The following is a 26,185-nucleotide window of genomic DNA, read 5'->3' on the forward strand; positions in this document are numbered from 1 at the left end:
CTTACCGGCGTTGAGCATCATCGCGGCCAAGGCGCTGGCTGGCGGGAAGTCGGCCGCGGAACTTTCGCAAACTGTCCAGCACCTCGTGGGTGCGCGGAAAGCGATGAACCCGCAGAACATCATGCTCACGGATCAAGTCGATCCGGTCACCTTCCACCAGCCCGAGCTCTCTGACCAGCTTTACAGGCAGGCGCACCGCCAGGGAGTTGCCCCATCTCACGACTTTCATCCTGACCTCCTGCGACCACTAACGCCGAGAAAGCTACATACCCATGATCGCCAGAGAAAGCTTGGCCAGCGAGGCCCACTGTGCTTGTGCTTACTGTACGCTCGGACACTAGATGTGGAAAAGGCTTGCGCGAATCTGGTCGGTCGGGCAATAGTCTCGAAAAATAACGCGCGGTCACATAAAAACCGCGCCCACGGATCGAGCAGGGCATGACCGAGATAGACAAAGACCTAGACGTCGCCATTGGCCACTACGCCGAACTCCTGGCTTCGAACCTGCATGCACAACGCGCAGCCCACTTCCCTCCCGACGCGAAGAAGGTGATGCGCAGCCTGACGAGTGGTGAAGCGGCCGAGCTGATTGGTGTCGATCACACCTACCTTCGCAAACTTCATCGGGAAGGCAAGATCACGGACGTCGAGACGACGGCCGGTAGCCATCGCCGCTACACCCTCGACGATGTCTGGGAGATCAGGCAAAGCCTTGAGGCCAATGCCAAAAAGCCGGGAACCTACGTGCCGGGTCGGCGCAAAGGGGACGAGCTGCAGGTCATTTCCGTTGTGAATTTCAAGGGTGGCTCCGGCAAGACCACCACATCAGCGCACCTTGCTCAGAGACTCGCGTTCAAGGGTTATCGGGTGCTGGCCATTGATCTGGATCCGCAGGCGTCGTTGTCCGCCTTGCATGGGATCCAGCCTGAACTGGACCTCATGGAAGGCGGGACGCTGTACGACGCGGTCCGTTATGACGACCCTGTCCCGGTTTCCGAGGTCATCAGAAAGACCTACATCCGCGGCCTGGACCTTATTCCGGGAAATCTCGAGCTTATGGAGTTCGAGCATGAGACCCCGGCCGCGATTCAGCGCGGCGGCGCACGCGCTTTCTTCGCGAGGGTCCGTGATGCCCTCGACAGCGTCGAAAGCGACTATGATGTCGTCGTGATAGACTGCCCTCCGCAACTGGGCTTCCTCACCATGTCTGCCCTCTCCGCGTCCTCGGGTGTCCTGGTTACTGTCCACCCACAGATGCTCGACCTCATGTCGATGTCGCAGTTCCTGCGGATGACGGCAGACCTGCTAGGTGTGATCCGTGACGCAGGCGCTAACCTTCGGTTCGACTGGCTGCGTTTCCTGCCGACCCGCTACAAAGTGGGCGACGCTCCACAGACCGAGGTGATCGCCTTCATCCGCGGGCTCTTCGGGCGTTCGGTGCTGACCAATCACATGGTCGAGTCGACGGCGATATCGGATGCCGGGCTGACCAAGCAGACCTTGTATGAGGCAGACAAGAAGGACTTTACGCGCCAGACCTTCGACCGCGCCATCGAGTCCATGAATGCCGTCAACGACGAAATCGCCGCGATCATCCAGAGCACGTGGGGACGCGATGGCAAGAAAGCCTAAACTGGGACTGCCCTTGCAGACATTGCGCAATGCCCCCGACGCTCTTGAGGGGCGCAGGCTGCGGGGTGGCGTGTTCGAGATCGAGCCTGACCATGTCGAGACCGTGGGCAGGCTGGATGACCGTCTGCAAATCGAGATTGCTGGGCTGAAGGCATCGATCTCCAGAAGCGGCCAACGGGTGCCGATCCTCGTGCGACCTCTCGAAGGCGATCGCTACAGCCTGATCTACGGGCGGCGTCGGCTTGAAGCTTGCCGGGATCTCGGGATCAAGGTCCGTGCGATCGTAACTGACATGGACGGGGATCAGGCGCTTCGGGATCAGCTGCTCGAGAACCAAGAACGACGTGACCTGAGCTTCATAGAACGTGCCTTGGTCGCGGCGGCCTTGCTCAATGGTGATCATCTTGGAGAGGCGGAACGTACCAACAAGGGTGTGGCAGAGGTTCTGGGGCTCACAGAAGCCGGTGTGTCGCAGCTGTTAAGTGTCGTTCGCGCAGTTGGTGAGAGCCTCGTACTTGCGATCGGTGCTGCGCCAGGTATCGGCCGGCCTCGTTGGGAGGAGCTCAAGAAGTCACTGAGCGATGCATCTGTGGACCGCGAGAACCTCGCTGCAGTAGCGGCAGAGACGAGGTCCTCTCACTCCGGTGGACCTGACGAAAAGTCAGACGCCGCGTTCCTTGCCGTCCTCGCCGCAGTGGTGCAGGCAGAGCGGCCGACCCGTCCATCAGGTCCCCGAGGGGCGCCCAGTGTGGCCATTCCGGGTGTCGGGGCTGCAACCATCGCGACAGGGCGCCGCGGCCGACAGTTCAAGCTCGAGCTGAAGGCCGAGGACAGAGATTTTGTCAGCTGGCTTGAGGGCAAGGCCCCGCAGCTGATTGCTGAGCTTCACGAGCGCTGGAAGCGCAAGGAAGACTGAGGAAGAGCAACAACTAAAAAGGAGGCACGAGACAGGCAGAAAAGAAAAAGGCCCCGAGAAGCAAGCTTCACGAGACCTTTCTTAGGTTTCGTACGGGACCAGCCCGCTACAAAACTCAGTTTTCGCACTTCTGAATGTAGCGATCTGGCCCCTTTCCCGCAAGCGCAAAGCGATTCGCGGGCCAGGGAAATTTTGCCTTCGTGAATGACATCATGGAGTACACACCGATTTCGCCGTTTATGCGGCCGATTTCGCACGCCCATCTGCGCGTGGTCGAGCGACCGGAGGCTTCCGTTCCGGGCAAGCCCGTCAACAAGTGGGAGCTCCTTCGCGAGCTGTCCAAGGCGCAGGCCGACTTTGGGATTTCCGAGCGCGATCTGACCGTTCTGCAGGGGCTTCTCAGCTTCTTTCCTGATGATGCGCTCGGCGGGAACGCAGAAATGGTCGTCTTCCCGTCCAACAAGGCGATCTGCGAGCGGCTGAACGGCATGGCCTGCTCCACGATGCGTAGGCACATTGCCCGTCTGGTGGACGCTGGCTTGCTCATGCGCCGCGATAGTCCCAACGGGAAGAGGTATGTCCGCAAGCATGGCGAAGAACGCGTGGCCTTCGGCTTCGATCTCTCGCCACTCTACTGCCGGTCCGAAGAGGTGGCACGGGCCGCAGAGGCCGTGCGTGAGGCCGAAGACCGTGTGCGGCGACTGCGGGAGGTCGTGAGCCTCATGCGGCGCGATCTCGCTGCCCTTGCGGAGTTTGGAGAGGAGATCCAGCCAGGCTTTGGCCTCTGGGACCAACTACGCGACAAGGCTGTCCTTACAGCGCGCGCCCTGCGCCGCAAGCTCACGCTCGAGGAGCTCTCGGCATACCGAACTGACCTCGAAGCCCTTCTTGATCATGCACGGAACGTTATTGATGGTCCTGAAACAGAAGAAATGAACACCAATGATGCCAAGTTTGAGCGTCACCATCATAATTCAAATGAAGAATCTATAGATCTTGAACCTGCCTTCGAAAAAGGCGGGGCGGCGACCGGCGCGCCAGACGTTGAAGCTGACGCGCCTGTTGCTGAGGTGGAAGAAGCGGACACAAGACGCGTGCCAAAGATCCCGCTCCATCTGGTAATCGCCGGCTGCCCGTCGCTCAAAACCTTCTACCAGGGCGATATCCGCCACTGGCATCAGCTTTTCGATGCGGCCTGCCATGTGCGGCCTGCCATGGGGATCAGTGCTTCCGCTTGGGAAGAAGCGCAACGGTTCATGGGGCCCGAGCAGGCATCGATCGTAGTTGTCGCCATGCTGGAACGCTTTGCCGACATCCGATCGCCCGGTGGCTACCTCCGTGCGCTGACATCGAAGGCGGCGGCGGGCGAGTTCTCTTGCGGTCCGATGGTCATGGCTCTGATGTCCCGGCGAACTGCTGCATAACAGCTGTTAAGTCTTTTGGAGCGATCACCAAGGTCGACGCGACTTAACAGCTGTAAAGTCGCGCGTCGCTGGGTCAGCAGCCGGAGAGAGGGAAAGGTTGGGGGTTTGAGGGGTGACGGGAAGTGAGATCGGGAGAGTGGCTTCCGACGCCCGTCGTGGAGAAGATCTGATGGCGAAAGTTGCCCAGAACGTCGTCCTGTCCACGTCGCGGGACATCCCTTTCAACAAGCTCGTGCTGAGCCAGTCCAACGTCCGGCGCGTCAAGGCCGGCGTTTCGGTCGAAGAACTGGCCGAAGACATCGCCCGGCGGGGCTTGCTGCAGAGCCTGAACGTCCGGCCTGTGCTCGATGAGGATGGGGTCGAGACCGACACGTTCGAGATCCCGGCCGGTGGTCGCCGCTTCCAGGCGCTGTCACTTCTGGTGAAGCAGAAGCGGCTGGCCAAGACCGCTCCTATCCCTTGCATCGTGCGGGATGCCGCGTCCGATATCCTCGCCGAGGATGACTCGCTGGCAGAGAACATGCAGCGCGTTGCCCTGCACCCACTGGATCAGTTCCGCGCCTTCGTGGCCTTGCGCGACAAGGGTCAGGGCGAAGAAGCCATCGCGGCGGCGTTCTTCGTCACCCCACAGATCGTGAAGCAGCGCCTGAAGCTCGCCTCCGTGGCCCCTGCCCTGCTCGAGGTCTATGCCGAGGATGGCATGACGCTCGAACAGCTGATGGCCTTCACGGTGAACTCGGATCACGCACGTCAGGTGCAAGTCTGGGATGCTGTGAAGAACTCCTGGAACAAGGAGCCCTATGCCATTCGCCGGATGCTCACCGAGAGCTCCGTCCGGGCCTCGGATCGTCGTGCGGTCTTCGTCGGTGTCGATGTCTATGAGGCCGCGGGCGGTATCGTCCTGCGCGATCTTTTCCAGGGCGATGAAGGTGGCTGGCTCGAGGACCCTGCCCTGCTCGACCGGTTGGTCTCAGAGAAACTTCAGGCCGAAGCCGAGGCACTGGCTTCTGAGGGTTGGAAGTGGATCGAGGTGGCGACCGACCTGCCCTATGGCTACAGCCATGGCCTGCGGCGTCTGGCCGGTGATCCTGCGCCGATGACCGTCGAGGAAAGCGCGGCCCACGCGACGCTCCTCACGGAGTATCGGGCGCTGGAAGAGGAATACTCTGGTCAGGACGAATACCCCGAGGAGATCGATGCCCGGCTCGGGCAGCTCGAGATGGCGATGGAAGCGCTCGAACAGCGGCCGCTGATCTACGATCCGGCCGAGATCGCGCGCGCGGGCGTCTTCGTCACGCTGGATCGGGATGGCAGCTTGGCTGTCTATCGCGGCTATGTCCGGACCGAGGATGAGCGGCGCGAGGAGACCGCGGTCCAGGATGGTGATGGTGCGGATGCCATGGGGCAGGGGGGTGATGTCGGTCTTTCCAGCTGGAAACCGTCGGCGACCTCCGTGGGCGGCGCGGTCATCACCTCAGGTGGTCAGCCGATCGGCGCTGACCTGTCCGAGGAAGAAGATGATGGCGCGCTGAAACCGCTGCCCGAGCGGCTGGTCATGGAACTGACCGCCCACCGGACGCTGGCGCTGCGCGAGGCCATCGGGCGCTCCCCCGACGTGGCGCTGACGCTGTTGCTCCTGAAGCTGGTGACGGATACCTTCCGCACCTCCTCTGCGACGGGCAGCTGTCTCGAGGCTTCGGTGCGTCATGTCTACATGTCGGCGCAGGCACCCGATCTGAAAGACAGCGTCGTGGCCAAGCTGGTCGATGAGCGTCATGCGGCATGGGAGGCCGATCTGCCCCTCGGCGATGATGCCGCACTCTGGGACTATCTGACAGTGCTCGACCAGGGCAGCCGACTGGCACTCCTGGCGCATTGCCTCAGCTTCGGGATCAACGCGATCCATGAAAAGGTGAACCCCTATGGTGCGGGCATCTCCGCCAGCGGGTTGACCCGGCGCATGGCGCAGGCCGATCTCGTCGCCCGGACGGTCGATCTCGACATGGTCGAGGCAGGCTGGGAACCGACGGTCGACGGCTATCTCAACCGCGTGCCCAAGGCGCGTATCCTCGATGCCGTGCGCGAAGCGAAGGGGGAGGGGACCGCTCAGCTTCTGGACCACCTGAAGAAGGGCGAAATGGCCACCGAGGCCGAGCGGCTGCTCAAGGGCAGCGGCTGGTTGCCCGAGGTCCTGCGCCGGGTCGATCTGGTGACGTTCGACGGCGAGGCGATCGGAGAAGGGCAGGGGGAGGACGCGGTTCAGCCCGAGGACGTCGATCTGCCGGCCTTCCTGACGGCCGATCTGCCCGACAATGTCGCGTCGATGATGGCCGCCGAGTGATCTGAGCCGTCCGGGGGCGGGGAAACCCGCCTCCACTCTAACAAAATACAGCAATATCAATATGATGAGTGCGGATGCTCGCATTCGGGATGAGGAATCATGTCTGCAATTACGATAATCGACCAAGCGCCCTTGGGCGCGCTCATTCGTTACACCGACGGCAGCCCAAAACCGCCTGCGCGCTTCACCAAAAAGCTGGCGGCCTGGGAAAGGTCAAACGGTCTCGGTCGTCTCGTTAAAAAGGAACCGCCCCGAGTCTATCCGACCTGGACAGCACCGGCCTCCTTCACGCTGCATGAAGGGAACTTCTCCTCGGACGGGGTCATCCTCGTCACCATCATGCGCAGCCATTCGGCCGACAGCCGCCTTGTCTTCGAGGTGGCGGAGGAACCAAAGCCCGGGCAGGTGCGCGTGCTTCTGGACTTCGGTGGCAACACCGAGCTGCTGCATCTGGCGGAATCCATCACAGCAGCCGAGCTGTGGATCGCGCGGGAAGGCTATCGCAACGCGCGGCTCGAGATCGTCGGCACTGAGGACGGCGAGAGGGCAGGGGGCGCGGACCTGGCAGCCTGAGCCCAACTGAAACCGAGGGGCCCGCCCAAGCGCGGGCCTCTCATCCATCACAACCTTGTTCCGCAATGACGCGGGGCGCCAAAGGATCCATCCCCCAAGACGGAGGTCATCAACCAAGAGCCTGCCCGGGAGGCTGGCGGCGTTCCAAGCATCAGCGGGACAACCGGCTCCTGACCTTGGGGGACCATCCCCCGCTCGCCATTCCCTTCCTTGCCCAGAATCCCGTCTTCGAGATCAACCCGCAAGGGGTCGGACTACGGGCGAGCCCGTGCCGCCGGGTGGATTCGGACGAGCCGAACGCACCCGGTGATGTCAGCCAGTCCTCGGGCCTGCGGGGTCCTGTCGCGCGGGGGATGGTCCCCCGCCTCCAAGACAGGAGCCAAACAGATGTCCCGCAAAGATGCACACGCCTTCGCCGCCTCCCTCGCCGCCACGCTCATGGTCTCGATCGTCGTCTTCCAGGCAGGGGATGGATCCTTCGGCGCCGTCCCCTCCGATGAAATCGACGGAGACGAGGTCGCTCTCGTAGCCGAGATCGACCCGTGGGGATAACCCGCCACGGTTTCACAAAAGGCTCACGCGGAGGCGCAGACGCGCCTCCTACCGCAGTGCTGCCTCGCGCGCGCCACTCGCGAGGCCTCCGCACAGCGGACCGTCGATGGTGCATCGGCAGACGGCCCGAGGCCGCGGATGCGCCAGTCGCAATGCGACCACCACAAGGTCAAGATGATAGGCGTGTTCGGCCCTGAGCCGCCGTTGAAGCGATACGGGGTATGCGGCGGCGCGGCCCGTCGAACCGGACTTTCGCGGCGCATGCGTCCTGCTGGTGCCGTCGAAGGTCAGGTCTGCGGACGAGAACGGACTCGAGCTACCGAGCCTCGATAACTGGAAGAACGCCCTTCACCGCGTTTGCTATGCCGCTTGAGCTATTTGCCGCAAGAACTCTGATAACCCACGATTCAAAGTTTTCCCTTCTGGTCCCTTTCAAAACTGACGCCAAGGTTGCGGTGATTCCTTTTTTATTGTCGTAATAGCGCAGAAGTGTCGCCAAGTCTTTCTGCTCTATAGCGGCCTTAATTTCTCGTGTCCGAGCTTCTACGATCCCAGGAACATCCAAATTTGCGGTGCGGGTATTGTAATCCTGAATTAGCTCTTCACTTGATGTAGAGCCTGAGAAATCGAGCTGCTTCAGCATACGATCAATACGCCTTTGACAATGACGGGCGACCACCTTGTCAATCTTTTCATCGCTGTCGAGTAGGCCGAATATCGCGTTGGAGACATCATCGAGCTTTTTTTGTAAGTCAGTCCCAGTGAAGCCATCAGATTCGGAAATCGCGGAGCAAACGACTGGAAGGGCTATAAGGTTTTCGATCTCCGATACCGGAATGACCTTGATTCCCAAATCTTCGAAATAAGCTACATCCTCATCGCTGTAGTCATCGCCGTCCACGATACCAGAACATGTTACCCGGGTCAGACTTGCATTCGCCCGCATTGAAACCACTGAATGGATGACTTCGGAGCAAGAAGACTTTGGAACAACTGTCCATTCTGGATAGCATGCGCGGTATATCGCGTAGTCAAGGCTATCATGCGTGCCCTCGACAAAAAGGATAGGGCGCCTGCTGCCCAGAATGAGTGTGACCAGATCTTCTGGGAATCCGGTGTTCTCCGGAATCTCTTCAATCGCCCAGTGGGGCCGAGGTGAAAAATCTCGAATGACGTATTTTTTTGCGGATCGCGCTGCTGCAAAATCAAGGTCGTGAGTAATATATATGAATCCGCAATCCCTTCGAGTAGCTTCTATTTCGTCCCACAGCTTCGCCATGATCGAGCGATGAACATGAAGCTCTGGTTCATCGACGATCAAGACCGTTCCTTCCGCTGCAACCAGTGCTTGCCCTATCATGTAGAAGATCGCTCTCTCCCCATCACTCATCTCTGAGGCAGGGTAGGTTTCGCCAACGCCACCGGCTGAAACTGTAATGTTATCCCCCGAGATGTGAAGTTGACGATGAGGAAGAAGCCGGTTCCAGATTTCAAGAAGCTTGTCGAACTTGGTGATCTCAAAGCTGTCTTCGCTGTGAGGTGCGCCCGGCTTATGCCGATGATAGGCTTTCAACGAGGTGTTGGATTGATCGGCAAAAAGCGCTTGAATGAGATAATCGAAATCATTCAGGAGATGGGTCGCATGTTTATTGCCCCATCTATTGCCACTTCTGTGGTTCAGGGCAGCATTTTTAGACGCGTTCCCAGGGTATCCGTATCGTAACCCTGAGAGCGCTTGCCTCTCGCTAATTTTTTGAACCTCGGGATTCATGCTAAGCGCACGATGGGCAGATACACGGTGCGCCGATTCGCCCAAGCTATTTTCGATATGAACTGTGAGACGCGTTTTTCCGCCACCGTTCGCGCCGACGAATATGACAGTCTCGCCTGGGTCGAACTCTACTGCGAGAGCTTCACACGGGGTGGGTATAGAAAGATTGAAGGTCATAGTGCTCTGCGATTTACTATTCTCCGGCGATGCTATCGGGGGCTTGGAGCTTTCACAACGGGCGCTTTTGGTTTTTTTGGCGCACCGCTGTTTGACGATCCCAGTGCCGCGACGAACCAATCCAGCGTCAACCGGCAGCACGAGATCGTCTCTTACTGGTCGTCCGCGAACATGCAGATCGTGCAGCGATTCACTTCCGCCGAACGCGTCTCAGGGTCCGCATACAGCTCGAAGCCGCCTTGCGGCGCTGCGGCGCCAAGCGCGAGTTCGGCGTGGTCTGAATGTCTGCTTCTCTACCTGACAGCTTGGACGGCTCACTCCTGCGGCGAAGGTCGGCTCCCCGCCCTCCACGTCGGTCTTGTGCCGGATCTCAGCGCGAAATCTGCATCCCATTTAGACCGACGGCACTCGGCCGCGGCGCCACGCCTGAGCGGCCGCTTTGCTGAAACATGACAATAGGGATGGCAGTCGCGGGCATCAACCGATGGCCATGTCCTCTGCGGTCTTGCCCCCTGACAGCGCGTCCACGAACCACTGCGGTTTGCGTCCCCGGCCGGACCAGGTGAGCGCTGGGTTCTCAGGGTGCCGGTATTTCGCCGCTGCAGGCGCGCGGGAGGATTTCCTCTCGGTGCCGACAAGTTCGGCCAGGGAGTAGCCCAGGTCCCGGGCGAGGGCTTCCACCTTGGCGCGCGCTTCCGCCTTCTGCCGATCCTCAAATGTGGAAATCGCCTTGGCGACGTCCTTCTGCATTTTCTTCAGCGCGCCGAGCGACAGTGCCTCGAGATCGTAATCAGCCATTGATGCGGTCCGTGTCCTGAATGTCCCGGTATCGATAGCCCGTCGCGGCAGGGTGCCGCAACTCCCGGAAGGCAAGGGCAGGGATGGCACATGCTGGTGATCGCCGTTTCGTCTCCAGGGAGGTCCTGAACTGGGGGTCAGGCTGTCCCGATGAGCAGGGTGACAAGGTCTGGCATGGGCTCCCTTCGCATCTCTGTCGTCTGGGCCATCCCTTCGACTGACAATCCCCTAATCCCGTTCGCTTGCCTGCGCGCAACCCCGCGTCAGTCCGGGCCGTGTTGCCCCTTCGAGGCTGCCCGCTCCACCCCGGTCTTCTGGGGGTTTCCGGCGTCCGTTCCGTCCACCGTGCACGCGTCACCCGACGGGCTTCTTCCGGGTCTTGTCGAAGGGACGGTCCCGAAGACAGGACACACAGGAGCTTACCATGCAGAACATCGTCATCCTCGCCGGCAACATCGGTCAGACCCCCGAAGTCCGCACCACGAAAGGCGCGGGCACCAAGATCACCAACTTCAGCCTCGCCACCTCCCGCCCCCGCCTCTCGGAAGGTCGCGTCCTGCGCGACGAGAACGGCTACCGGATCATGGACACGGAATGGCACCGCATCACCTGCTTCAATGGTCTCGGCAAGACGGTCGCGGAGCATTGCGAAAAGGGCATGAAGGTCCTCGTCCACGGCCGCATCCACTACACCAAGTGGATCGACAGCATGGGGAACGACCGCTACGGTTGCGAGATCATCGCCGAGAAGGTCGAATTCCTGAGCCGCCCGAAGTCGGCCGAGACCGAAAACCCCGAGCTGGTCGACCGCGACGACGAGATCCCGTTCTGAGGAACGGGCTCGTCCTCCGGCCCGGCGGGTTATCTCGCCGGGCTCAGTCGCTATCAGCCCTTAGCAAACGGTCGGGTTACTCAGCGAATTAACGCCGCCTGTCAGCCACGCGACGGTCTGAGTGCTTTGCAACCCTTTGCTGTGCCTATTCTAAAACCAAGGCAATGGTCAGAGTTCAGGCGCTTCACTAGTCGCACTTGTAATGCCATCATATATCGCTCTGATGCGGGTATACTGCGATGCGGACCAGACCTGCCAAAAATCATCCCAGACTTCGTCAGGATGTATCATCGAAACACTGAATCGTGTTGCAAGTCCCGTTGAGAAATCTGTCGCAACTCCAAATGAAACTACTGGTCCGCAAGTAAGTCGGACAGCGCTAACCGCTACATTTGATTGAAATTCAATTTCTTGGAGAGGTCCAACAGGGCACAAATCGTTCAGTTGGGCGCGACTGGTAACTAACCGCCCTGTACGATCATACTGCCGGACGTCTCCGTATACTGACGTCTCTCCGTACTTAGACGCTAACGATTGCATGATCGTTTGAGCCGTAATGGCTTCTCCCGCTGAAATGATAACATCCCGACTGATTGCTACTGCGGTTGGTATTACTGGATTCTCTGCAAAAACTGACGAAAAGCTCACAATGATTGTATCACCCTCACGATTGTACGAACGACTTTCGCGAGTCCAACTTCCGTCTTGAGCGCCCACCGTTCTAGTCGCTTCAATTAAGGCGTCAAATCCCATATCGGTTAACGCCACTTCGATTTCGGTTTGTGAAGCGCCTAATGTTAATCCCAAAATATCTAACCCTTCGATCTCGGGCATAGCATCTTGAGGCCGAAATGGCCGGAGCTGCGCAAACACGTCAAAATTTTCTAAAAAAGTGTCTTCATTCATAAGTAGGTTAGCTTGATTAGGGCCAGTGCGATCAAAGTTCATTGTGAGATTTTCGGGGCACCAGTCTGGTGTCATTGCGTTTCTATGAAGAAAAATATCAATGTCGTTCAAGCCTTCCGCAGAGAAAACGTATTCACAAAATCCACTGCCAACGGGATTCCAATTATTTGCTCTAAACGAAATACGTCCAACATCACGCACAACTTCGAGACTCACTTCTAACTGCTCTCCTCTGCGAGAATGAACCGCAGCCCAAGCACCTTCAAATTCCGCTACAGTTTGCTCTTGCGCATAGGCACAGTTTGCTATTGCGAAGAGACTAAATGTTACTGAAAGTGCAGCCATTCCTTTAATTAGCATTGTTATGAAATCTTTCCTTGTGGCTCTATGACCAGTGTTGCCATGGTCTTCCACGTGGAGTTTAGCTTGTGATACGACCTGTTCAAGCGGTTTTGAACAAAAAGCCGCTGACTTTACGCAAGTGTCATGAGGTGGGCGGATTGGGTCGGGAGCCCACAGTCCGTTCGGGACTAGGTCGATCGTGTGAGACACATGCATTTTATCGCTGTGTTGGTTTCGCTGTGCGCTGGTAAGTCAGCTCTCTGCCCGCTTTATCTCAGAGAGCGAGAGGAGTGCCGTTTTTCCGGTGACGGGTTGAGGGTTGGGAGAGTGGCTCCCGGCGCCCGTCGCGGGAGATAGCCGATGGGCGTTGTAGAAGTTCTGGATCCGGTCGCACCGGCGCGGGCGGGTGGCTGGAAAGTGGACGCGAGCCGGGGTGAGCGGAACGGGCGGGTGTCGTCCGAATGGTTCAACCGGCCCGATGACGAGCGGTATCTTTCGCTCGACGATCTCTGGGCCAATGTGAAGGGCCGCTCCGAGCGCAGCCGCAGCCGCGTGGTGCAGACGGCGGACATCCGCGTCGAGGCGGCGCGCGACAACCCCGAACGGTTGCACCTGATGCTGCCGAAAGCACATGAACCGGTTGCGCCCACGCATTGGGCCTTCGGCCAGCTTGCCAGCATCGTTGGCGCGCCGGCGTCCTATCTGCGGCAGTTGCCCGCGCCGCTGGCAGGGATCAATCTGCAGTATGGCCTGACCAATCATCGCGCTGAGCAGGTGAAGACCTTCGAGACCGAGGACGGTCGCACGGAACTGCGCGCAGTGACCGGCCCCGACTATGGCCGCATCCACGATTTCGAACTGGTCGAGGCGGTGCAGCGCATCGCGGGCAATGGCACCGGCGACACGCGCTGGAAGGTGCCGGGGGTGCTCGACTGGTCGACCGGGGTCTACAACCCCGATGTCGAGATCAGCCGCGACACGACCACGCTCTATGCCTCGGACCGCGATGTCTTCCTGTTCCTGGTCGATGATCGCAACCCGATCGAGGCGGGCAAGCTGCCCGATGGCTCGCCCGATCTCTACTTCCGGGGCTTTTACTGCTGGAATTCCGAAGTTGGTGCCAAGACCCTCGGCATGGCGAGCTTCTACCTGCGGGCGGTGTGTCAAAACAGGAATCTGTGGGGCGTCGAGGATTTTCAGGAGATCCGGATCCGGCATTCGAAATATGCCGCCTCGCGCTTTGCCCATGAGGCGGCCCCGGCGCTGACGCGGTTCGCCAATTCCTCACCGCAGGGCTTCGTGAATGGCATCAAGGCGGCGCGGCAGCAGATCGTGGCGCGGACGGATGAGGACCGGGACGACTTCCTGCGCAAGCGGGGCTTCTCGAAAGCCGAGTCCGGCAAGATCATCGAGAAGGTGTTGATGGAAGAAGGCCACCCGCCGGAGAGCATCTTCGACTTCGTGCAGGGCATCACGCGGCTTGCGCGCGACAAGACCCAGCAGGATGCGCGCCTCGACATGGAAGGGCGAGCCAAGAAGCTCCTCGACCGGGTCGGCTGACGCCGGGCCCGACAACGCGACCGCCCTCGCGCGCGGCGGTCGCGCTTTCCTCTTCCACATGCATGCCACTGGCTCCGCCCCGAGAGGGCAGGGGGCTTGGGACTGCGCATTTCAGCGAGACTCCCATGACCCCCCAGGAAGAAACCATCGTCCTTGAGGCCCGCGACATCCTCGGCCGCTACCTCAGCCAAAACCCCGTCATCGGCAGTTGGCAGGCGCTGATGGACTATTGCGCGCTGACCGTCCGCGGTCCGATCGAGCGCTTCCACGTCCTATACCTCGACCGCAAGAACCGCATCATCTCCGATGAGCTTCTCTCGACCGGCACGGTTGACCATGTCCCGGTCTATCCGCGCGAGGTGATCAAGCGGGCTTTGATGCTGAACGCCAGCGCCCTGATCCTGATCCACAACCATCCATCGGGCGATCCGACGCCGTCGGAGGCCGATCTCAGCATGACCAAGGAGATCCAGAAGGGGTGCAAGTACCTCGGTCTGACGCTGCACGACCACATCATCGTCGGGGCCGGGACCGAGCTGAGCCTGCGGGCCCTCGGCAAGCTCTGACGTTCCCTGCGGACCTGCCACCGCCGCCCCTTCGAGGAAGAGGGCGGCGGTTTGGTCTTTGACAGTGAAGCGGGAAGAGAGGCTTTCCGCGCCGTCGGAGATCTTCCCATGTTCGATCTGCCCTTTCCCATCCACCCGACCGCCCACGCGCGGGGCGTCCCGCCGCATGTTCTCTCGGGTGACAACGATCCCAACCATCCCTTCGCACTGACGCTGACGCGTCGCGCACCGGCCGACCTGCTGTCGGGCCGGGCCGCTCCGCTCGTTATCACCCGTTTCGCGACGCTGGCCGAGGCCATGCAGGGCGCGATCGATCATGCCGAGGGGATCGTCCCGGACGCTCCGCCCCAGCTTTTGGCCATCCTCGACCGCGACGCGCGCCTCGTGCTGGCTGGGGCCGCCAGTGACTACGCCGTCGCCTGGTGCCACCTGGTGTCGAGCGCGGCCGAGGCGCGCGGCGTCGTGACCGAGGCAAGCCAGCTACGCGCGCAGGCGGACCGCGCTGCTGGCTGGGGCGAGCCCGATAAGGCGAGACGGCTGCGCCACCGCGCCGATCTTCTCGATGCGCGGCTCGTCGACCCGCTCTGGCGCGCCTTCGCTGCCCGGGCGCTGCAGGTCGCTGCGTGAGGCCCGAGAGGCAGAGAGGGGCAGGGGGGATTTGGAGCTTGTCCGGGGGAGAGAGATCGCCCGGCCCGGCTTCGATCCCTTCCCATTACCGGAGACACCCGATGACCCTGACTGAACCCACCCTCACGCCGCCGTTGGCACCATCGACCGTCGATATGGGCCAGATCTTCGCCGCGCATGCCGAGCGCGCGGCCCGGATCGACGCGCTGCGTCCCGGCAACAAGGATCGCCTCTTCGATGGCCTCACGGCCGCCGGCATCACCCATGTCACCGTTACCTTCGACGGTGCCGGTGATAGCGGTCAGATCGAAAGCATCGGCGCATGGTCCGGCGAGACCGCCGTCGAGTTCCCCGCCACCGAGATCGAATACGCGGCGCTGACCTGGGACAACCCCGAGGTGGAGATGCGGCAGCTGTCGCTGGAGGATGTCGTCGAGCAGCTCGCCTACGACTTCCTCTCCGACACGCATGGCGGCTGGGAGAACAACGACGGCGCCTGGGGCGAGTTCTGCTTCGACGCTGCGGCCCGCTGCATCCACCTCGAGTTCAACGAGCGCTTCACCTCGTCCGAACTTTTCACCCATGATTTCTGAGGGGGCGGCGATGGCACATCCCTACCACCACGCTCTGTCCTCGGTGAAGAAATGGGGTGGCACGGTCGAGGATTTCATGGCCGTGCATGCTTGGTTCGACCAGAGCAAGGAGATCACGGCCGACTTCCGGCACCGGGCGCTCCGCCACCATGCCGAGGGCATCTTCATGGCCGAGACGATCTTCGGCCGTACCCTCACACTCTCGACTGGACGTGTCATCCCGCCCCGCTGGGTTGGCGAGCAACATGTGAAGGAAGACCTCGGCTTCATCCCGAGCTTCGCCGACTGGGTGAAGGCCATCCGGCCCGAGCCTTGGATGGGCCGGTCGGCGCGGATCGAGGCGCTGGTCGATCCGTATCTCGCCTCGCCTGTGGTCGAGGTCACCTGAGATGACCGATCCGGCTTATCAGCGCCTCGGCCTGCCCGCTACAGCGTCGACCTACGCTGTTTTGCGCGCGGCGGTCCGGGCGCTGCACCCAGACACGCGCGCCGTTCGCGGTTTCCGGGCTGCGCGCAAGCGCTTCTACGGGCAGATGCTCTGCGCGCATGCCGCGCGACAGGCGGTGGGCGACAGTCCCACCGGCTGATCGCTTCCAACCACACTTTCTCCCAATCCAGCGCCCGGCCGCTCGGCCGGGTCTTCCCCATTCAGGAGGTCCCCATGGCGGATTACTTCACCCATTTCTCATGCCTGATCGACGTCGGCAGCCCCGACAAGGCCGCCCGCGCGCTCGCGCTGTTTCAGGAACTGCGCGAAGCTGATCAGAATGCCGACGACCCGGAGGTCGCGGGCTTCAGTCTCACGCGCCAGGATGCACCCGAGGGCAGCACCCTCTGGATCCATGACGACGAGCACGGCGATGTCGAGGCGGTTATCCGCTTCGTGCTGCGCCTTGCAGCAGAGCTCGACCTCACTGGTCTCTGGGGGTTCGAGTACGCCCTGACCTGCTCCCGACCCCGCCTCGACGCCTTCGGCGGCGGCGCGCATGTCATCGACCTCGGCGCGCGCAAATCCATCGGCTGGATCAGCACACAAGAGTGGCTGGTCGCCGCGCTCAACGGGAAGGACGCCGATGCCTGAGGTCATCTGCACCACCGTCTACCAATTCCCCGAACTCTCGGAGGCCGCCAAGGAAAAGGCGCGCAGCTGGTATCGCGAGCTCGGCCCCCACGACGACTGGTGGGACGCGGTCTATGAGGATTTCGAGCGCATCTGCGAAATCCTCGGCATCCGCCTGAAGACCACGCCCGTCCGCCTGATGGGCGGCGGGACACGGGCCAAGCCCTGCATCTGGTTCTCCGGGTTCTGGAGCCAGGGGGACGGGGCGTGCTTCGAAGCCTACTGGTCCCATGCCAAGGGTGCGACCGCGCGCATCCGGGATTACGCGCCCACGGACGCGACGCTGCATGGCATCGCGGACCGGCTGCAGGCCATCCAGCGGCGGAACTTCTACCAACTCGCCGCCGAGGTCAGCCACCGTGGTCGCTACTACCACGAACACACCATGTCGATCGACGTTGGGAGGGATAGCCCGAGGTGGCAACCGCCGACCGAGGACGCCGAGGAGATCGTGACCGAGGCGCTGCGCGATCTGGCCCGCTGGCTCTACCGCCAGCTTGAGGCCGAATACGACCACCTGACCTCGGACGAGGCCATCGAGGAGGGGATCATCGTCAACGAGTACACGTTTACAGAAGCCGGGCGGCGGTTCGGGTGAGGACTATCGGGCCATCGATCTGACGAGCGCCACCAAGGGGTCAAAGTCGTGCTGATCAGCTGCCCGCAGGGCCGCGATATAGCCCGTGCGGTGGTCACTGTCGGCATTCAGTGTGCCGTCGCCGGACCAGTCGAGGAAGATGTCTGGTTCGATCTTCGCCAGGTAGGCGTCTGCCATGATCCGCGCCCAACGACCGTTGCCGTTGGCGAAGGGATGGATCCAGACCAGGCGATGATGCAGGCGCGCCGTGGCTTCCAGCGGGTCAAAGCTCTTGTGGTCGCGCCAGTGCCGGGCGTCATCGAGGCAGGTGCGCAGTTCGGTCGAAATGTGCCAAACCGGCACGCCAATGTTCTTGTCTGTCAGACGGTAGACCCCTGCCCAATCCCAGACCTCGCCGAAGAGGCGCTTGTGGATCTCGCGGACGGCAGCATCGGTCAGCAGATCGAAGGACTTGGGTCGTCGGTCGAGCCAGGTCAGACCGGCGATGATGTTTTCGCCTTCGAGTTCGTTCAACTCGCCGCGGGTCGCGATGTGCTTGGCCTTGAGGCCAAGCAATTCGTCCGGTGTCAGGGGTGTCGCCCCTGCGGGTTCATGAAGCTCCAGCGTCATTGCCAGAAGTCCCGGCGGCCTTCGCGCATGATGTCAGCTGCAAGTTCCTCGACCATCTCGGCCTCGCTTCGTAGCCCCTCGCTTTGCTCTTCCAGCGCCATGTGCGCGCGCGTGCGCTGGATGATGCGGCGGGCTTTCGCGCGCGCTTGGGCAAGGACGATTTCCTCGACCGGTCCCTCGCGCGGGACGATGGCATAGACGACACGTCCACCCATAGCCTCGGCGATCTTCTCGAGCTGGTTCAGCGAGATCGTTCCCGCCTGCTCATTCTTGATCGATGCATAAATTGTGTTGCGCGAGACACCGAGGCGTTCCGCGAGGGCGGGCGCGTTCATCCCGATCGCCTCCAGGAACGCGGCGATCCAGCCGCCGACAGGCCTCGCAAGCGACTTTGCCAGGCTGGCGGCCTGGTTGATCCGATCTTGGGCCTGACGTTGCTTCGCGCGAGTGACGGACATCTGCCAACCTGAGAGTTTGCATTCCTGCATTAAATGCAATTCTATGCTATGGCAGAAAGGCTAAGATTGCAACATCATAGATGTGCATAGACGCTTGTGGCGCGCTATCACAGATTGGCAAACGTATTGATTTTGCCAAGCTGTGATGTGGCAAACGGTTGTGCTATGATCATGTTCCCGGCGCGGTTTGCCCTGATCAAAGCTCTCTCGGGTCCCTGTCGACGTCGTCATCCGCTTCGTGCGGCGGCTTGCCTTAGGCAGGGCGAAGTCATGGCATGTCGACTTAAAAAGTTCTATTCGGAACAAAGGCCTGTGGTTGTCGGAAGCAGAGAGTGGACATATCGCGCGAGGAGCTTTTTGCGCTCATTTGGGAGAAGCCGACTGTGGAGGTAGCACGTGACATGGGCATCTCGGACGTTGCCGTCGCCAAGCTCTGCGCGCGCCTTCAGGTGCCGAAACCGCCCCGGGGATACTGGGCGCGCGTAGAAGCAGGCCAAACGCCACGGCGTCCTCCGCTTCGGGCATTTCGCGAGGAAATCGAGGAGCGCCGGAAAGCCCTCGCGCGTCCGCGACCGCGTCCGGGCGCCGTCAGCCTGTCGCCGATTCAGCGTAAGTTCGTCGATCAGGCGCTTCTGGAGTTCGTGGCGAAGGGGGGCGACCTTGGGGCCACAAAGGTCGTGTCCAACGAGATCAGGGACATGCCTCCCGACATCGCCACACAGCTGCTGCTCCTCATCCAGAACCGCTATCTCGTCTGGGTCAAGAATGGCGATGTCGATGTCGCGTTGACCCATGGCGTCACGCAAAGTCTTGCCGGTCTCGTCGACAAGATACTTCCGGTGGCAAAGCCACAGGTCCTTGTGCTGCCCCGCGCTGACCGCAGCTTCGACGAGGACCGGAAGGAGCCGTCCATCCTGATCCGACTGACGGCGCATCTGCAGGAGCGGATAGCCCAACTGGCGATGTTGGTGCGCGAACAGAAGCTTGCGCATGTCGTCATGCCGCTCGTCACGCTCGATCACGCCTGGTCCGCGCATCACGTCTACTCTTCGGAAAACTACACGACAGCCAACAGTCAGCTCTGCGTGTCGCCCACCGAACTCTGGGTAGATTGCACCATGACCGCACTGCATTACCGCGGTGCTGATACCGAGACCTTCAAGACCGAGAAGGTCGCCTTGCGTGACATCATGCCGATCGACCTGATGCCATCGAAGGAAGTGGAGATCCCGCCGGTGATTGGCCGCGTGCGGATAAAGCAGCATTGGCCCCGTCTACGGGCGCTGATCGAGGCCGAACGTGTGCACGAGATGTTGGAGCGCAGCACCTACGCCTTGGAGCGGGATATCCCGGACGATCAGATCGCCATCGCGGATCGCATCTGGTTCGGGGGAGATCACCCGATGCTGAAAGCCCGAAGGGCATGGGACCGCTTGTCCGACGAGATGGAGCGTTGGGGTGAAGAGATCGAGGCCGAACAAGCCGATCTGTGCTGCACAATTCTGGGCATCGCTGTGGGCGACATCCTGGTTCAATCACACAAGGGCAAGATCACGCGCATTCAAGTCTCTCGGACCAGCATGAACATCACCGAGAACCGATCCTTCTTCACTGTCGAGGGACCACGGTTTCGGAAGGATGGCACGGCAGGCAAGCGCACCGAGACCATCTGGATCGACTTCTGAAGGAACGCGGTTTCGCCGATCCGGTACTACTTGTTCCCGTCGATCCACTTCGACATCAGCCCCTTGTCGCGGAAGCATTCCTCTGGAACGGCGCGCCGTTTGATCCGGGCGAGTTTCTCCGCGAAGGCCACCTGCTTCGATGTCGGCAGCCGGTCCATGTTGGATAACGGTTTCAGCTTGGCCTGCGCCTCGATCCAGGCGCTGAGCGACCGACGGTCCTGCTGAACCTCCCAGGGCAGAAGGGTCTGGTTGCGCAGGGCCAGCGAGCGCGCATAGGTGATCTGCTTCGGTGTCGCGGGCAGGGTGTATGTGGTGCTGTCCATCGTGAAACTCCCTTTCTGGCTTGGCCTTCAATATAGAACATAACAGGAACAAAATCAAGCCAAGCGTCCGGGACGCATCGGCTCGAGAGGGAGAGATGGGCCGGGGAAGATCAGGCCTGAGGGTGCCCGAGAGAGGGCGTCCGGGCCTGTCCCCGTCCCCCATTCCGGAGTTTCCCGATGACTTATCTCGCGCCTGTTGCGCCTCCCGTTCCTGTCCAATCTAGTGATCCCGCGCCCGCGCCCGCGCCCGCACCCGCGCCCGCGATCCTCGCCGTGGCCGAGGCTCTGCAGCCCGATCTCGCCCAAGGCTTCCAGATCGACGCGCTGCGTCTGCGGCTTGAGATGGAGCGCGCCTTTGGCGGCTCCGATGCCGATGGTGCCTGGGACTGGAAGCTTGCCTATGAGGCGGGCGAAGTGGCGCTCGTCCTCTTCCTGCGGAAATTCGGCCGTGCACTGCTCGCCCGGGCGGGCTCGCCTGCCGCGCTGCTGCCGATCCTCGCCAAGGTGGCCGGCCTCTTGCCGACGCACACCCGCCGCTCGGAGGAGATGGAGCGCTTCCAGCAATTCTCGACGCCGCTGCCCATGGGGCTCGCGGCCTTGGCGGCTGCGCAGATCACCCCGCGTGACCTCGTCCTCGAGCCTTCCGCCGGGACCGGGCTTCTCGCGATCCTCGCCGAGATCGCTGGCGGCAGTCTCGCGCTGAACGAGCTGGCCGACACCCGCGCCGACCTCCTGCGCCTCCTCTTTCCGGAGCGACCCGTCACCACCTTTGACGCCGCGCAGATCGACGATCATCTGGACGCGGGCCTGCGCCCGAGCGTCATCCTGATGAACCCACCATTCTCGGCGGTGGCCAATGTCGATGGCCGGACGACCGAGGCGACGGCGCGGCACTTGCGCTCGGCCCTTTCCCGGTTGGCCTCCGGCGGGCGTCTGGTCGCGATTACCGGCGCTAGCTTCGCGCCGGATGCGCCCGTTTGGTCCGAGACCTTCAGCCGGCTCACCGAGACCGCGCATCTGGTCTTCACCGGCGCTGTGTCGGGCGCCGCCTTCGCCAAGCATGGCACCAGCTTCGAGACGCGGATTTCGGTCTTCGACAAATGCCGGGGCGGCGAGCTGGGTGGCATCACCGCTGATCTCAGCCAGCCAATGGCTGCCGATGTGGCGCAGCTCCTCGCCCGGATCTTGGCCGAGGTCCCGCCGCGCCTCACGCTGGACGCGGTCGATGTCGCTCCATCCCGGTCCTCTTCCCCCTTCCCGGGAATTCCTGCCCGTGCGTCTGGCACAGTGGCTGGGAACCCGCGTGCCACTCCGTCGGCCAGCGTCGCAGCGAATGTCTCTGCGCCAGATGCCGAAGACCTCGCCTACACGCTGCGCGAGACGGAGGACGACCACGGCGCTGCGCGCCTGTCCGATGCGATCTACGAGACCTTCCGTCTGCAGGCGATCGACATCCCCGGCGCGGCCCCGCACCCGACTAAGCTGGTGCAGTCGGCGGCGATGGCATCTGTCGCGCCCCCGAAACCCTCCTATCGTCCGAAACTCCCCGCCGCCGTGCTGCGCGACGGCCTCCTTTCCGACGCGCAGCTCGAGACGGTAATCTATGCGGGCGAAGCGCATTCCGCGCATCTTGCGGGGTTGTGGTGCGTCGATGAAACCGGCGACATGGTCTCGGCCGCCAAAGAGGATGATTCCGATGCCATCCGCTTCCGGCGCGGCTTCTTCCTTGGCGATGGCACTGGCGCGGGCAAGGGCCGCCAGTCGGCCGGAATTGTTCTGGACAACTGGGCGCAAGGCCGGCGCAAGGCGCTCTGGATTTCCAAAAGCGACAAGCTGCTGGAAGATGCGCAGCGCGACTGGTCTGCCTTGGGGCAAGAGCGGCTGCTCGTCACGCCGCTGTCGCGCTTTGCCCAAGGCAAGGACATTCCGCTGACCAAAGGCATTCTGTTCACCACCTATGCCACGCTGAGATCCGAGGAGCGGGGCGCAAAAAAGTCCCGCGTCGATCAGATCGTCGACTGGCTCGGGGCTGATTTCGACGGGGTGATCTTGTTTGACGAAAGCCATGCCATGGCCAACGCCGCCGGATCAAAGGGCGAGCGCGGCGATGTCACGGCCTCGCAGCAGGGCAGGGCGGGCCTGCGCCTGCAGCATAAGCTGCCCAATGCCCGCGTGGTCTATGTTTCGGCCACCGGCGCAACCTCGGTGCACAACCTCGCCTATGCGCAGCGCCTCGGGCTCTGGGGTGGCGAGGACTTTCCGTTTTCGACGCGGGCGGAATTTGTGCAAGCTATCGAAGCTGGCGGCGTTGCCGCGATGGAGGTCCTGGCCCGCGATTTGCGGTCGCTTGGCCTCTACACGGCGCGCTCGCTGTCCTATGACGGCGTCGAATACGAGATGCTGGAACATGCGCTGACGCCGGAGCAGCGCGGGATCTATGATGCATATGCGCTCGCCTTCGGAGTCATACATCGGAACCTGTCCGCGGCGCTGGAAGCGGCCAACATTACTGGCGAATCCGGCGGTACGCTGAACCGCCAGGCCAAGTCCGCCGCCCGCTCGGCTTTCGAGTCCGCCAAGCAGCGCTTCTTCGGCCATCTGCTGACCTCGATGAAAACCCCCACCTTGATCTCCAGCATCGAGGCCGATCTCGCAGCGGGCCATGCGGCCGTCATCCAGATCGTCTCGACCGGCGAGGCGCTGATGGAGCGCCGCCTGTCGGAGATCCCCACCGAGGAATGGAACGACATCCGCGTCGACATCACGCCGCGCGAGTACGTCCTGGACTACCTCGCGCATTCCTTCCCGGTGCAGCTCTACGAGCCCTTCACCGACAGCGAGGGCAATCTGTCGTCCCGGCCCGTGGTGCGGGATGGCCAGCCGGTCGAATGCCGCGAGGCTGCGCGCCGGCGCGACGCGCTGATCGAGAAGCTGGCGTCATTGCCGCCCGTGCCGGGCGCGCTCGACCAGATCATCCAACGCTTCGGCACCGACCTCGTGGCCGAGGTCACGGGCCGCTCGCGCCGCATCGTGCGCAAGGGCGAGGGTCCTGCCGCGCGTCTTGTCGTGGAAAGCCGGGCGGGGTCTGCCAACCTCGCGGAAACCGCCGCCTTCATGGATGACCAGAAGCGCATCCTGATCTTTTCGGATGCCGGTGGCACGGGGCGCAGCTATCACGCCGACCTTGGCGCGAAAAACCAACGACTGCGGGTCCATTACCTTCTGGAACCCGGCTGGAAGGCCGACGCCGCGATCCAGGGCCTTGGGCGCACCAATCGCACCAATCAGGCGCAGCCGCCGCTGTTCCGGCCAGTGGCCACGGATGTGAAAGCAGAGAAACGCTTCCTCTCCACCATCGCGCGCCGCCTCGACACGCTCGGCGCCATCACGCGCGGGCAGCGCCAGACCGGCGGGCAGGGGCTGTTCCGCCCCGAGGACAACCTCGAGAGCCCCTATGCCCGCGACGCGCTGCGCCAGCTTTATCGCCGCATCTATCGCGGCGACGTGACGGGTTGCTCGCTCGGGGCCTTCGAGGATGCGACCGGCTTGAGCTTGACCGATGACAACGGTCTGAAGGACGACCTGCCGCCGATCACGACCTTCCTCAATCGCCTGCTCGCGCTGACGATCGACATGCAGGCCGTGCTGTTCTCGGCCTTCGAGGAACTTCTCGATGCGCGGATCGAGGGTGCTATCGCTGCCGCGGTCTATGACCTCGGGCTCGAGACGCTCCGCGCAGAGAGCTTCCGCGTCACGGACGCGCGGGTCATCTATACCCATCCTGGCTCGGGTGCGGAAACCCAGCTTCTGACCATCGCGGAAAAGCGGCGCAACACGCCGACCGCGCTCGCGGATGCGCTGGACTGGCTCGACGATCCCAAGGCTCGCCTTCTCGTCAACAGCCGCTCGGGCCGGGCCGCCGTGCAGGTGCCCGCCACCAGCCTGATGCTGGACGACGGCACCATCGAGCCCCGCCTGCGGCTGATCCGCCCGACTGACGCCAGCACCGTGCCTGCAAAGCTGATGGACGACACGCACTGGCTCGAGGCCGACCACGCGGCATTCACCGCCGCTTGGACTGCCGAACTGGCCGAGGTGCCGGAATTCACGGAAACCACGCTGCACATCGTGGCGGGGCTGCTGCTGCCGATCTGGAAGCAACTGCCGCAGGATGAGACCCGCGTCTACCGACTGCAAACCGACGATGGCCAGCGCATCATCGGTCGCCGCGTTTCGCCCGCCTGGGTCGCGACGACGCTGGCGGATGACGCGCCGCAGCTGACAGCCGCACAGGTTCATGCCCTCGTTCTGGAGGGCAAGACCGTGATACGGCTGACTGACGGGATGGAGTTGCACCGGTCCCGCGCCATGGGCGTCAACCGGATCGAGCTGTCCGGGTTCACAGAAGCGGCCAAGGACCGGCTCAAGGCCGATGGCTTCTTCTCCGAGATCATTGCCTGGAAGTTGCGGCTCTTCTGCCCAGCAGACTCCAGCGGCATCGCAGTGCTTGATCGTCTGCTTGCACGTTGTCCCGTGACAGGACTACATGCGCGCGGAGGGTGTTGAGCCATGTATTCCGAGACCGAAGATGTGATCCGCGCACTCGCGGAGAATGCAGAGAGCGTGTGTCGCGCCTACCTTCCCGCCGGACGGCGGGAGGGGTCCTACTGGATCGTCGGCGATTTGCAGAACAACCACGGCCGGTCGCTCTTCGTGCGGCTGACTGGACCCACATCAGGACCGGGAGCCCGTGGCAAATGGCAGGACGCGGCTGTCGGACTGCATGGCGATCTCCTCGACATCATCCGCGAGCGAACCGGGATCTCGCGCTTTCCCGATCTTCTGGCCGAGGCCCGAGCGCATTTGGGCCGTCCGCAGCCGGTCCGCACGGATGCATCGGTGCCGAAGAAGGCCAAGGCCCCCGGCGGCACACCAGCGGCGGCAGCGCGTTTGTTTGCAGCCTCCGTGCCGGTCGCAGGCACGCTTGCCGACAGCTATCTGCGCGCCCGGGGCCTCACCCAAGGCGGCAAGATGAGCGCCCTGCGCTTCCACCCCAAGTGCTGGCATCGGGATGAGAGCCAGAGCAAGCCTGTCCCCAGACCGGCGCTGATCGCGGCTGTCACCAATGGGGCAGGGGCCTTGCAGGGTGTGCATCGCACTTGGTTGGCGCCTGACGGTCAGGGGAAGGCGGCTTTCGAGACGCAGCGGCGTGCCATGGGTCACCTCCTCGGCAACGCCGTCAGGTTGACCCCGCATGACGACATCCTCGTGGTCGGCGAAGGCATCGAGACCATGCTTTCGCTTGTTGAGGCAGCCCCAGGCCTTCCCGTCTGGGCGGCACTCTCGTCGGGTCACCTCGGGTCCACCCTGCTACCAGAGGGGGTGCAGCGCCTCTACATCGCCATCGACCGCGATCGGGCGGGGCGGGGCGCGGCAGAGAGGTTGAGCGCCAGCGCCCTTGATGCCGGGATTGCCGTCCGGGTGCTGGAACCGCGGCTCGGGGATTTCAACGATGATCTCCGGGCGAACGGCAAAGAGGCGCTGCGCCAGCATCTGGCAAGTCAGATCGGGCCAGTGGATCGGCATCGCCTGTCAGGCTGAGCTGCATCGCGCGGGGGGCGGTCAGGGGACAGCGGCGCAGGGGTCACGGATCCCTGTCATGGCTGTGGACCGTCACCTTCGCCTCATCCCGGGCCATACTCATCCACCCGTCAGCCCTGTCGGCCTTCAAGAGATGGGCAGGCGGCCGTCAAAGGTGCCGCCCCTTCAAGGACGGGGGGCG

Annotated in this window: 25 protein-coding genes; 18 read left to right on the plus strand and 7 right to left on the minus strand. The window is 62.3% G+C overall.

Annotated elements, in window-relative coordinates; genetic code table 11:
• Position 1: 1 nt before the first annotated feature.
• The gene (locus tag C7455_RS18220) at positions 2-229 is read right to left on the minus strand and encodes an AbrB/MazE/SpoVT family DNA-binding domain-containing protein (RefSeq protein WP_109670686.1); all 228 of its coding nucleotides are present in this window, start codon (positions 227-229) and stop codon (positions 2-4) included.
• Between the two features lie 209 nt (positions 230-438).
• On the opposite strand from C7455_RS18220, the gene repA reads away from it, so the two are divergent.
• From repA to C7455_RS20250, 6 genes are all read left to right on the plus strand, one after another.
• A complete protein-coding gene (gene repA / locus C7455_RS18225; RefSeq protein WP_109670688.1) occupies positions 439-1,632 on the plus strand; it encodes a plasmid partitioning protein RepA in 1,194 nt (397 codons plus the stop codon).
• Positions 1,616-2,548: a plasmid partitioning protein RepB gene (gene repB, locus C7455_RS18230; protein WP_109670690.1), complete on the plus strand. Its 933-nt coding sequence runs from the start codon at positions 1,616-1,618 to the stop codon at positions 2,546-2,548. The genes repA and repB overlap by 17 nt, the downstream gene beginning before the upstream one ends.
• A gap of 212 nt (positions 2,549-2,760) precedes the next feature.
• Positions 2,761-3,972, plus strand: a complete 1,212-nt coding sequence (gene repC / locus C7455_RS18235; protein WP_109670692.1) for a plasmid replication protein RepC — start codon at positions 2,761-2,763, stop codon at positions 3,970-3,972.
• A gap of 169 nt (positions 3,973-4,141) precedes the next feature.
• Positions 4,142-6,313 carry a ParB/RepB/Spo0J family partition protein gene (locus C7455_RS18240; protein WP_109670694.1) on the plus strand — a complete coding sequence of 724 codons (2,172 nt, stop codon included), beginning with the start codon at positions 4,142-4,144 and terminating at the stop codon, positions 6,311-6,313.
• Between the two features lie 99 nt (positions 6,314-6,412).
• The gene (locus C7455_RS18245; RefSeq protein WP_109670696.1) at positions 6,413-6,886 is read left to right on the plus strand and encodes a hypothetical protein; all 474 of its coding nucleotides are present in this window, start codon (positions 6,413-6,415) and stop codon (positions 6,884-6,886) included.
• Between the two features lie 387 nt (positions 6,887-7,273).
• Complete coding sequence (locus C7455_RS20250) at positions 7,274-7,438, plus strand: hypothetical protein (protein ID WP_170119138.1); 165 nt, start codon at positions 7,274-7,276, stop codon at positions 7,436-7,438.
• Positions 7,439-7,754: 316 nt separating this feature from the next.
• Here the strand turns inward: C7455_RS20250 and C7455_RS18250 are convergent, their stop codons facing one another.
• Entirely contained in the window at positions 7,755-9,386 is a 1,632-nt protein-coding gene (locus tag C7455_RS18250) for an AAA family ATPase (RefSeq protein ID WP_109670698.1), read from the minus strand.
• Between the two features lie 477 nt (positions 9,387-9,863).
• The gene (locus C7455_RS18255; protein WP_109670700.1) at positions 9,864-10,184 is read right to left on the minus strand and encodes an H-NS histone family protein; all 321 of its coding nucleotides are present in this window, start codon (positions 10,182-10,184) and stop codon (positions 9,864-9,866) included.
• A 424-nt stretch (positions 10,185-10,608) separates the two neighbouring features.
• Between C7455_RS18255 and C7455_RS18260 the strand changes: the two genes are divergently transcribed.
• On the plus strand, positions 10,609-11,016 hold the full coding sequence (locus C7455_RS18260; protein ID WP_109670702.1) for a single-stranded DNA-binding protein: 408 nt from the start codon (positions 10,609-10,611) through the stop codon (positions 11,014-11,016).
• A gap of 168 nt (positions 11,017-11,184) precedes the next feature.
• Here C7455_RS18260 and C7455_RS19990 read toward each other — a convergent pair whose 3' ends face one another.
• Entirely contained in the window at positions 11,185-12,336 is a 1,152-nt protein-coding gene (locus C7455_RS19990; protein ID WP_146200047.1) for a hypothetical protein, read from the minus strand.
• A 288-nt stretch (positions 12,337-12,624) separates the two neighbouring features.
• Between C7455_RS19990 and C7455_RS18265 the strand changes: the two genes are divergently transcribed.
• From C7455_RS18265 to C7455_RS18300, 8 genes are all read left to right on the plus strand, one after another.
• The gene (locus tag C7455_RS18265) at positions 12,625-13,824 is read left to right on the plus strand and encodes a DUF932 domain-containing protein (RefSeq protein WP_109670704.1); all 1,200 of its coding nucleotides are present in this window, start codon (positions 12,625-12,627) and stop codon (positions 13,822-13,824) included.
• A gap of 125 nt (positions 13,825-13,949) precedes the next feature.
• Positions 13,950-14,390 carry a JAB domain-containing protein gene (locus C7455_RS18270; RefSeq protein WP_037275716.1) on the plus strand — a complete coding sequence of 147 codons (441 nt, stop codon included), beginning with the start codon at positions 13,950-13,952 and terminating at the stop codon, positions 14,388-14,390.
• 108 nt (positions 14,391-14,498) lie between these two features.
• A complete protein-coding gene (locus tag C7455_RS18275; RefSeq protein ID WP_109670706.1) occupies positions 14,499-15,017 on the plus strand; it encodes a DNA repair protein RadC in 519 nt (172 codons plus the stop codon).
• Positions 15,018-15,118: 101 nt separating this feature from the next.
• Positions 15,119-15,610 carry a DUF6878 family protein gene (locus tag C7455_RS18280; protein WP_109670707.1) on the plus strand — a complete coding sequence of 164 codons (492 nt, stop codon included), beginning with the start codon at positions 15,119-15,121 and terminating at the stop codon, positions 15,608-15,610.
• A gap of 10 nt (positions 15,611-15,620) precedes the next feature.
• Complete coding sequence (locus C7455_RS18285) at positions 15,621-15,998, plus strand: DUF6915 family protein (protein WP_109670709.1); 378 nt, start codon at positions 15,621-15,623, stop codon at positions 15,996-15,998.
• 1 nt (position 15,999) lies between these two features.
• Positions 16,000-16,197, plus strand: a complete 198-nt coding sequence (locus C7455_RS18290; RefSeq protein ID WP_109670711.1) for a hypothetical protein — start codon at positions 16,000-16,002, stop codon at positions 16,195-16,197.
• Between the two features lie 74 nt (positions 16,198-16,271).
• Positions 16,272-16,691: a hypothetical protein gene (locus tag C7455_RS18295; RefSeq protein WP_109670712.1), complete on the plus strand. Its 420-nt coding sequence runs from the start codon at positions 16,272-16,274 to the stop codon at positions 16,689-16,691.
• Entirely contained in the window at positions 16,684-17,328 is a 645-nt protein-coding gene (locus tag C7455_RS18300; RefSeq protein ID WP_109670714.1) for an antitoxin of toxin-antitoxin stability system, read from the plus strand. The genes C7455_RS18295 and C7455_RS18300 overlap by 8 nt, the downstream gene beginning before the upstream one ends.
• Before the next feature lie 3 nt (positions 17,329-17,331).
• Here C7455_RS18300 and C7455_RS18305 read toward each other — a convergent pair whose 3' ends face one another.
• Together C7455_RS18305 and C7455_RS18310 are read right to left on the minus strand one after the other, a co-directional pair.
• Positions 17,332-17,937 (minus strand): mobile mystery protein B, encoded by a 606-nt coding sequence (locus tag C7455_RS18305; RefSeq protein ID WP_170119139.1) that lies wholly within the window; start codon positions 17,935-17,937, stop codon positions 17,332-17,334.
• A complete protein-coding gene (locus C7455_RS18310; RefSeq protein WP_170119140.1) occupies positions 17,934-18,395 on the minus strand; it encodes a helix-turn-helix domain-containing protein in 462 nt (153 codons plus the stop codon). Before C7455_RS18310 ends, C7455_RS18305 begins: the two co-directional genes overlap by 4 nt.
• Positions 18,396-18,796: 401 nt before the next feature.
• Here C7455_RS18310 and C7455_RS18315 point away from each other — a divergent pair, with 401 nt between their 5' ends.
• Positions 18,797-20,080 (plus strand): hypothetical protein, encoded by a 1,284-nt coding sequence (locus C7455_RS18315; RefSeq protein ID WP_109670718.1) that lies wholly within the window; start codon positions 18,797-18,799, stop codon positions 20,078-20,080.
• Between the two features lie 26 nt (positions 20,081-20,106).
• On the opposite strand, the gene C7455_RS18320 is transcribed toward C7455_RS18315, so the two are convergent.
• Positions 20,107-20,403 (minus strand): hypothetical protein, encoded by a 297-nt coding sequence (locus tag C7455_RS18320; protein WP_109670720.1) that lies wholly within the window; start codon positions 20,401-20,403, stop codon positions 20,107-20,109.
• 177 nt (positions 20,404-20,580) lie between these two features.
• On the opposite strand from C7455_RS18320, the gene C7455_RS18325 reads away from it, so the two are divergent.
• On the plus strand, positions 20,581-24,969 hold the full coding sequence (locus C7455_RS18325) for a strawberry notch family protein (protein ID WP_109670722.1): 4,389 nt from the start codon (positions 20,581-20,583) through the stop codon (positions 24,967-24,969).
• A gap of 3 nt (positions 24,970-24,972) precedes the next feature.
• Positions 24,973-26,004, plus strand: a complete 1,032-nt coding sequence (locus C7455_RS18330; protein WP_109670724.1) for a DUF7146 domain-containing protein — start codon at positions 24,973-24,975, stop codon at positions 26,002-26,004.
• The last annotated feature ends 181 nt before the right edge of the window (positions 26,005-26,185 follow it).

Origin of the sequence: Roseicyclus mahoneyensis (assembly GCF_003148775.1) — a bacterium.
GTDB classification, from domain to species: Bacteria; Pseudomonadota; Alphaproteobacteria; order Rhodobacterales; family Rhodobacteraceae; genus Roseicyclus; species Roseicyclus mahoneyensis.

Excerpts from the sequence above, each read along its gene's own strand:
- C7455_RS18290 (WP_109670711.1), top strand. The coding sequence starts at position 16,000 with ATGACCGATCCGGCTTATCAGCGCCTCGGCCTGCCCGCTACAGCGTCG.
- C7455_RS18315 (WP_109670718.1), top strand. The coding sequence starts at position 18,797 with ATGGGCATCTCGGACGTTGCCGTCGCCAAGCTCTGCGCGCGCCTTCAG.
- repC (WP_109670692.1), top strand. The coding sequence starts at position 2,761 with ATGGAGTACACACCGATTTCGCCGTTTATGCGGCCGATTTCGCACGCC.
- C7455_RS20250 (WP_170119138.1), top strand. The coding sequence starts at position 7,274 with ATGTCCCGCAAAGATGCACACGCCTTCGCCGCCTCCCTCGCCGCCACG.
- C7455_RS18220 (WP_109670686.1), bottom strand. The coding sequence starts at position 229 with ATGAAAGTCGTGAGATGGGGCAACTCCCTGGCGGTGCGCCTGCCTGTA.
- C7455_RS18320 (WP_109670720.1), bottom strand. The coding sequence starts at position 20,403 with ATGGACAGCACCACATACACCCTGCCCGCGACACCGAAGCAGATCACC.
- C7455_RS18310 (WP_170119140.1), bottom strand. The coding sequence starts at position 18,395 with ATGTCCGTCACTCGCGCGAAGCAACGTCAGGCCCAAGATCGGATCAAC.
- C7455_RS18325 (WP_109670722.1), top strand. The coding sequence starts at position 20,581 with ATGACTTATCTCGCGCCTGTTGCGCCTCCCGTTCCTGTCCAATCTAGT.
- C7455_RS18275 (WP_109670706.1), top strand. The coding sequence starts at position 14,499 with ATGTTCGATCTGCCCTTTCCCATCCACCCGACCGCCCACGCGCGGGGC.
- C7455_RS18285 (WP_109670709.1), top strand. The coding sequence starts at position 15,621 with ATGGCACATCCCTACCACCACGCTCTGTCCTCGGTGAAGAAATGGGGT.
- C7455_RS18265 (WP_109670704.1), top strand. The coding sequence starts at position 12,625 with ATGGGCGTTGTAGAAGTTCTGGATCCGGTCGCACCGGCGCGGGCGGGT.
- C7455_RS18250 (WP_109670698.1), bottom strand. The coding sequence starts at position 9,386 with ATGACCTTCAATCTTTCTATACCCACCCCGTGTGAAGCTCTCGCAGTA.
- repA (WP_109670688.1), top strand. The coding sequence starts at position 439 with ATGACCGAGATAGACAAAGACCTAGACGTCGCCATTGGCCACTACGCC.
- C7455_RS18305 (WP_170119139.1), bottom strand. The coding sequence starts at position 17,937 with ATGACGCTGGAGCTTCATGAACCCGCAGGGGCGACACCCCTGACACCG.
- C7455_RS18260 (WP_109670702.1), top strand. The coding sequence starts at position 10,609 with ATGCAGAACATCGTCATCCTCGCCGGCAACATCGGTCAGACCCCCGAA.
- C7455_RS18245 (WP_109670696.1), top strand. The coding sequence starts at position 6,413 with ATGTCTGCAATTACGATAATCGACCAAGCGCCCTTGGGCGCGCTCATT.
- repB (WP_109670690.1), top strand. The coding sequence starts at position 1,616 with ATGGCAAGAAAGCCTAAACTGGGACTGCCCTTGCAGACATTGCGCAAT.
- C7455_RS18330 (WP_109670724.1), top strand. The coding sequence starts at position 24,973 with ATGTATTCCGAGACCGAAGATGTGATCCGCGCACTCGCGGAGAATGCA.
- C7455_RS18300 (WP_109670714.1), top strand. The coding sequence starts at position 16,684 with ATGCCTGAGGTCATCTGCACCACCGTCTACCAATTCCCCGAACTCTCG.
- C7455_RS18270 (WP_037275716.1), top strand. The coding sequence starts at position 13,950 with ATGACCCCCCAGGAAGAAACCATCGTCCTTGAGGCCCGCGACATCCTC.
- C7455_RS18280 (WP_109670707.1), top strand. The coding sequence starts at position 15,119 with ATGACCCTGACTGAACCCACCCTCACGCCGCCGTTGGCACCATCGACC.
- C7455_RS18295 (WP_109670712.1), top strand. The coding sequence starts at position 16,272 with ATGGCGGATTACTTCACCCATTTCTCATGCCTGATCGACGTCGGCAGC.
- C7455_RS18255 (WP_109670700.1), bottom strand. The coding sequence starts at position 10,184 with ATGGCTGATTACGATCTCGAGGCACTGTCGCTCGGCGCGCTGAAGAAA.
- C7455_RS18240 (WP_109670694.1), top strand. The coding sequence starts at position 4,142 with ATGGCGAAAGTTGCCCAGAACGTCGTCCTGTCCACGTCGCGGGACATC.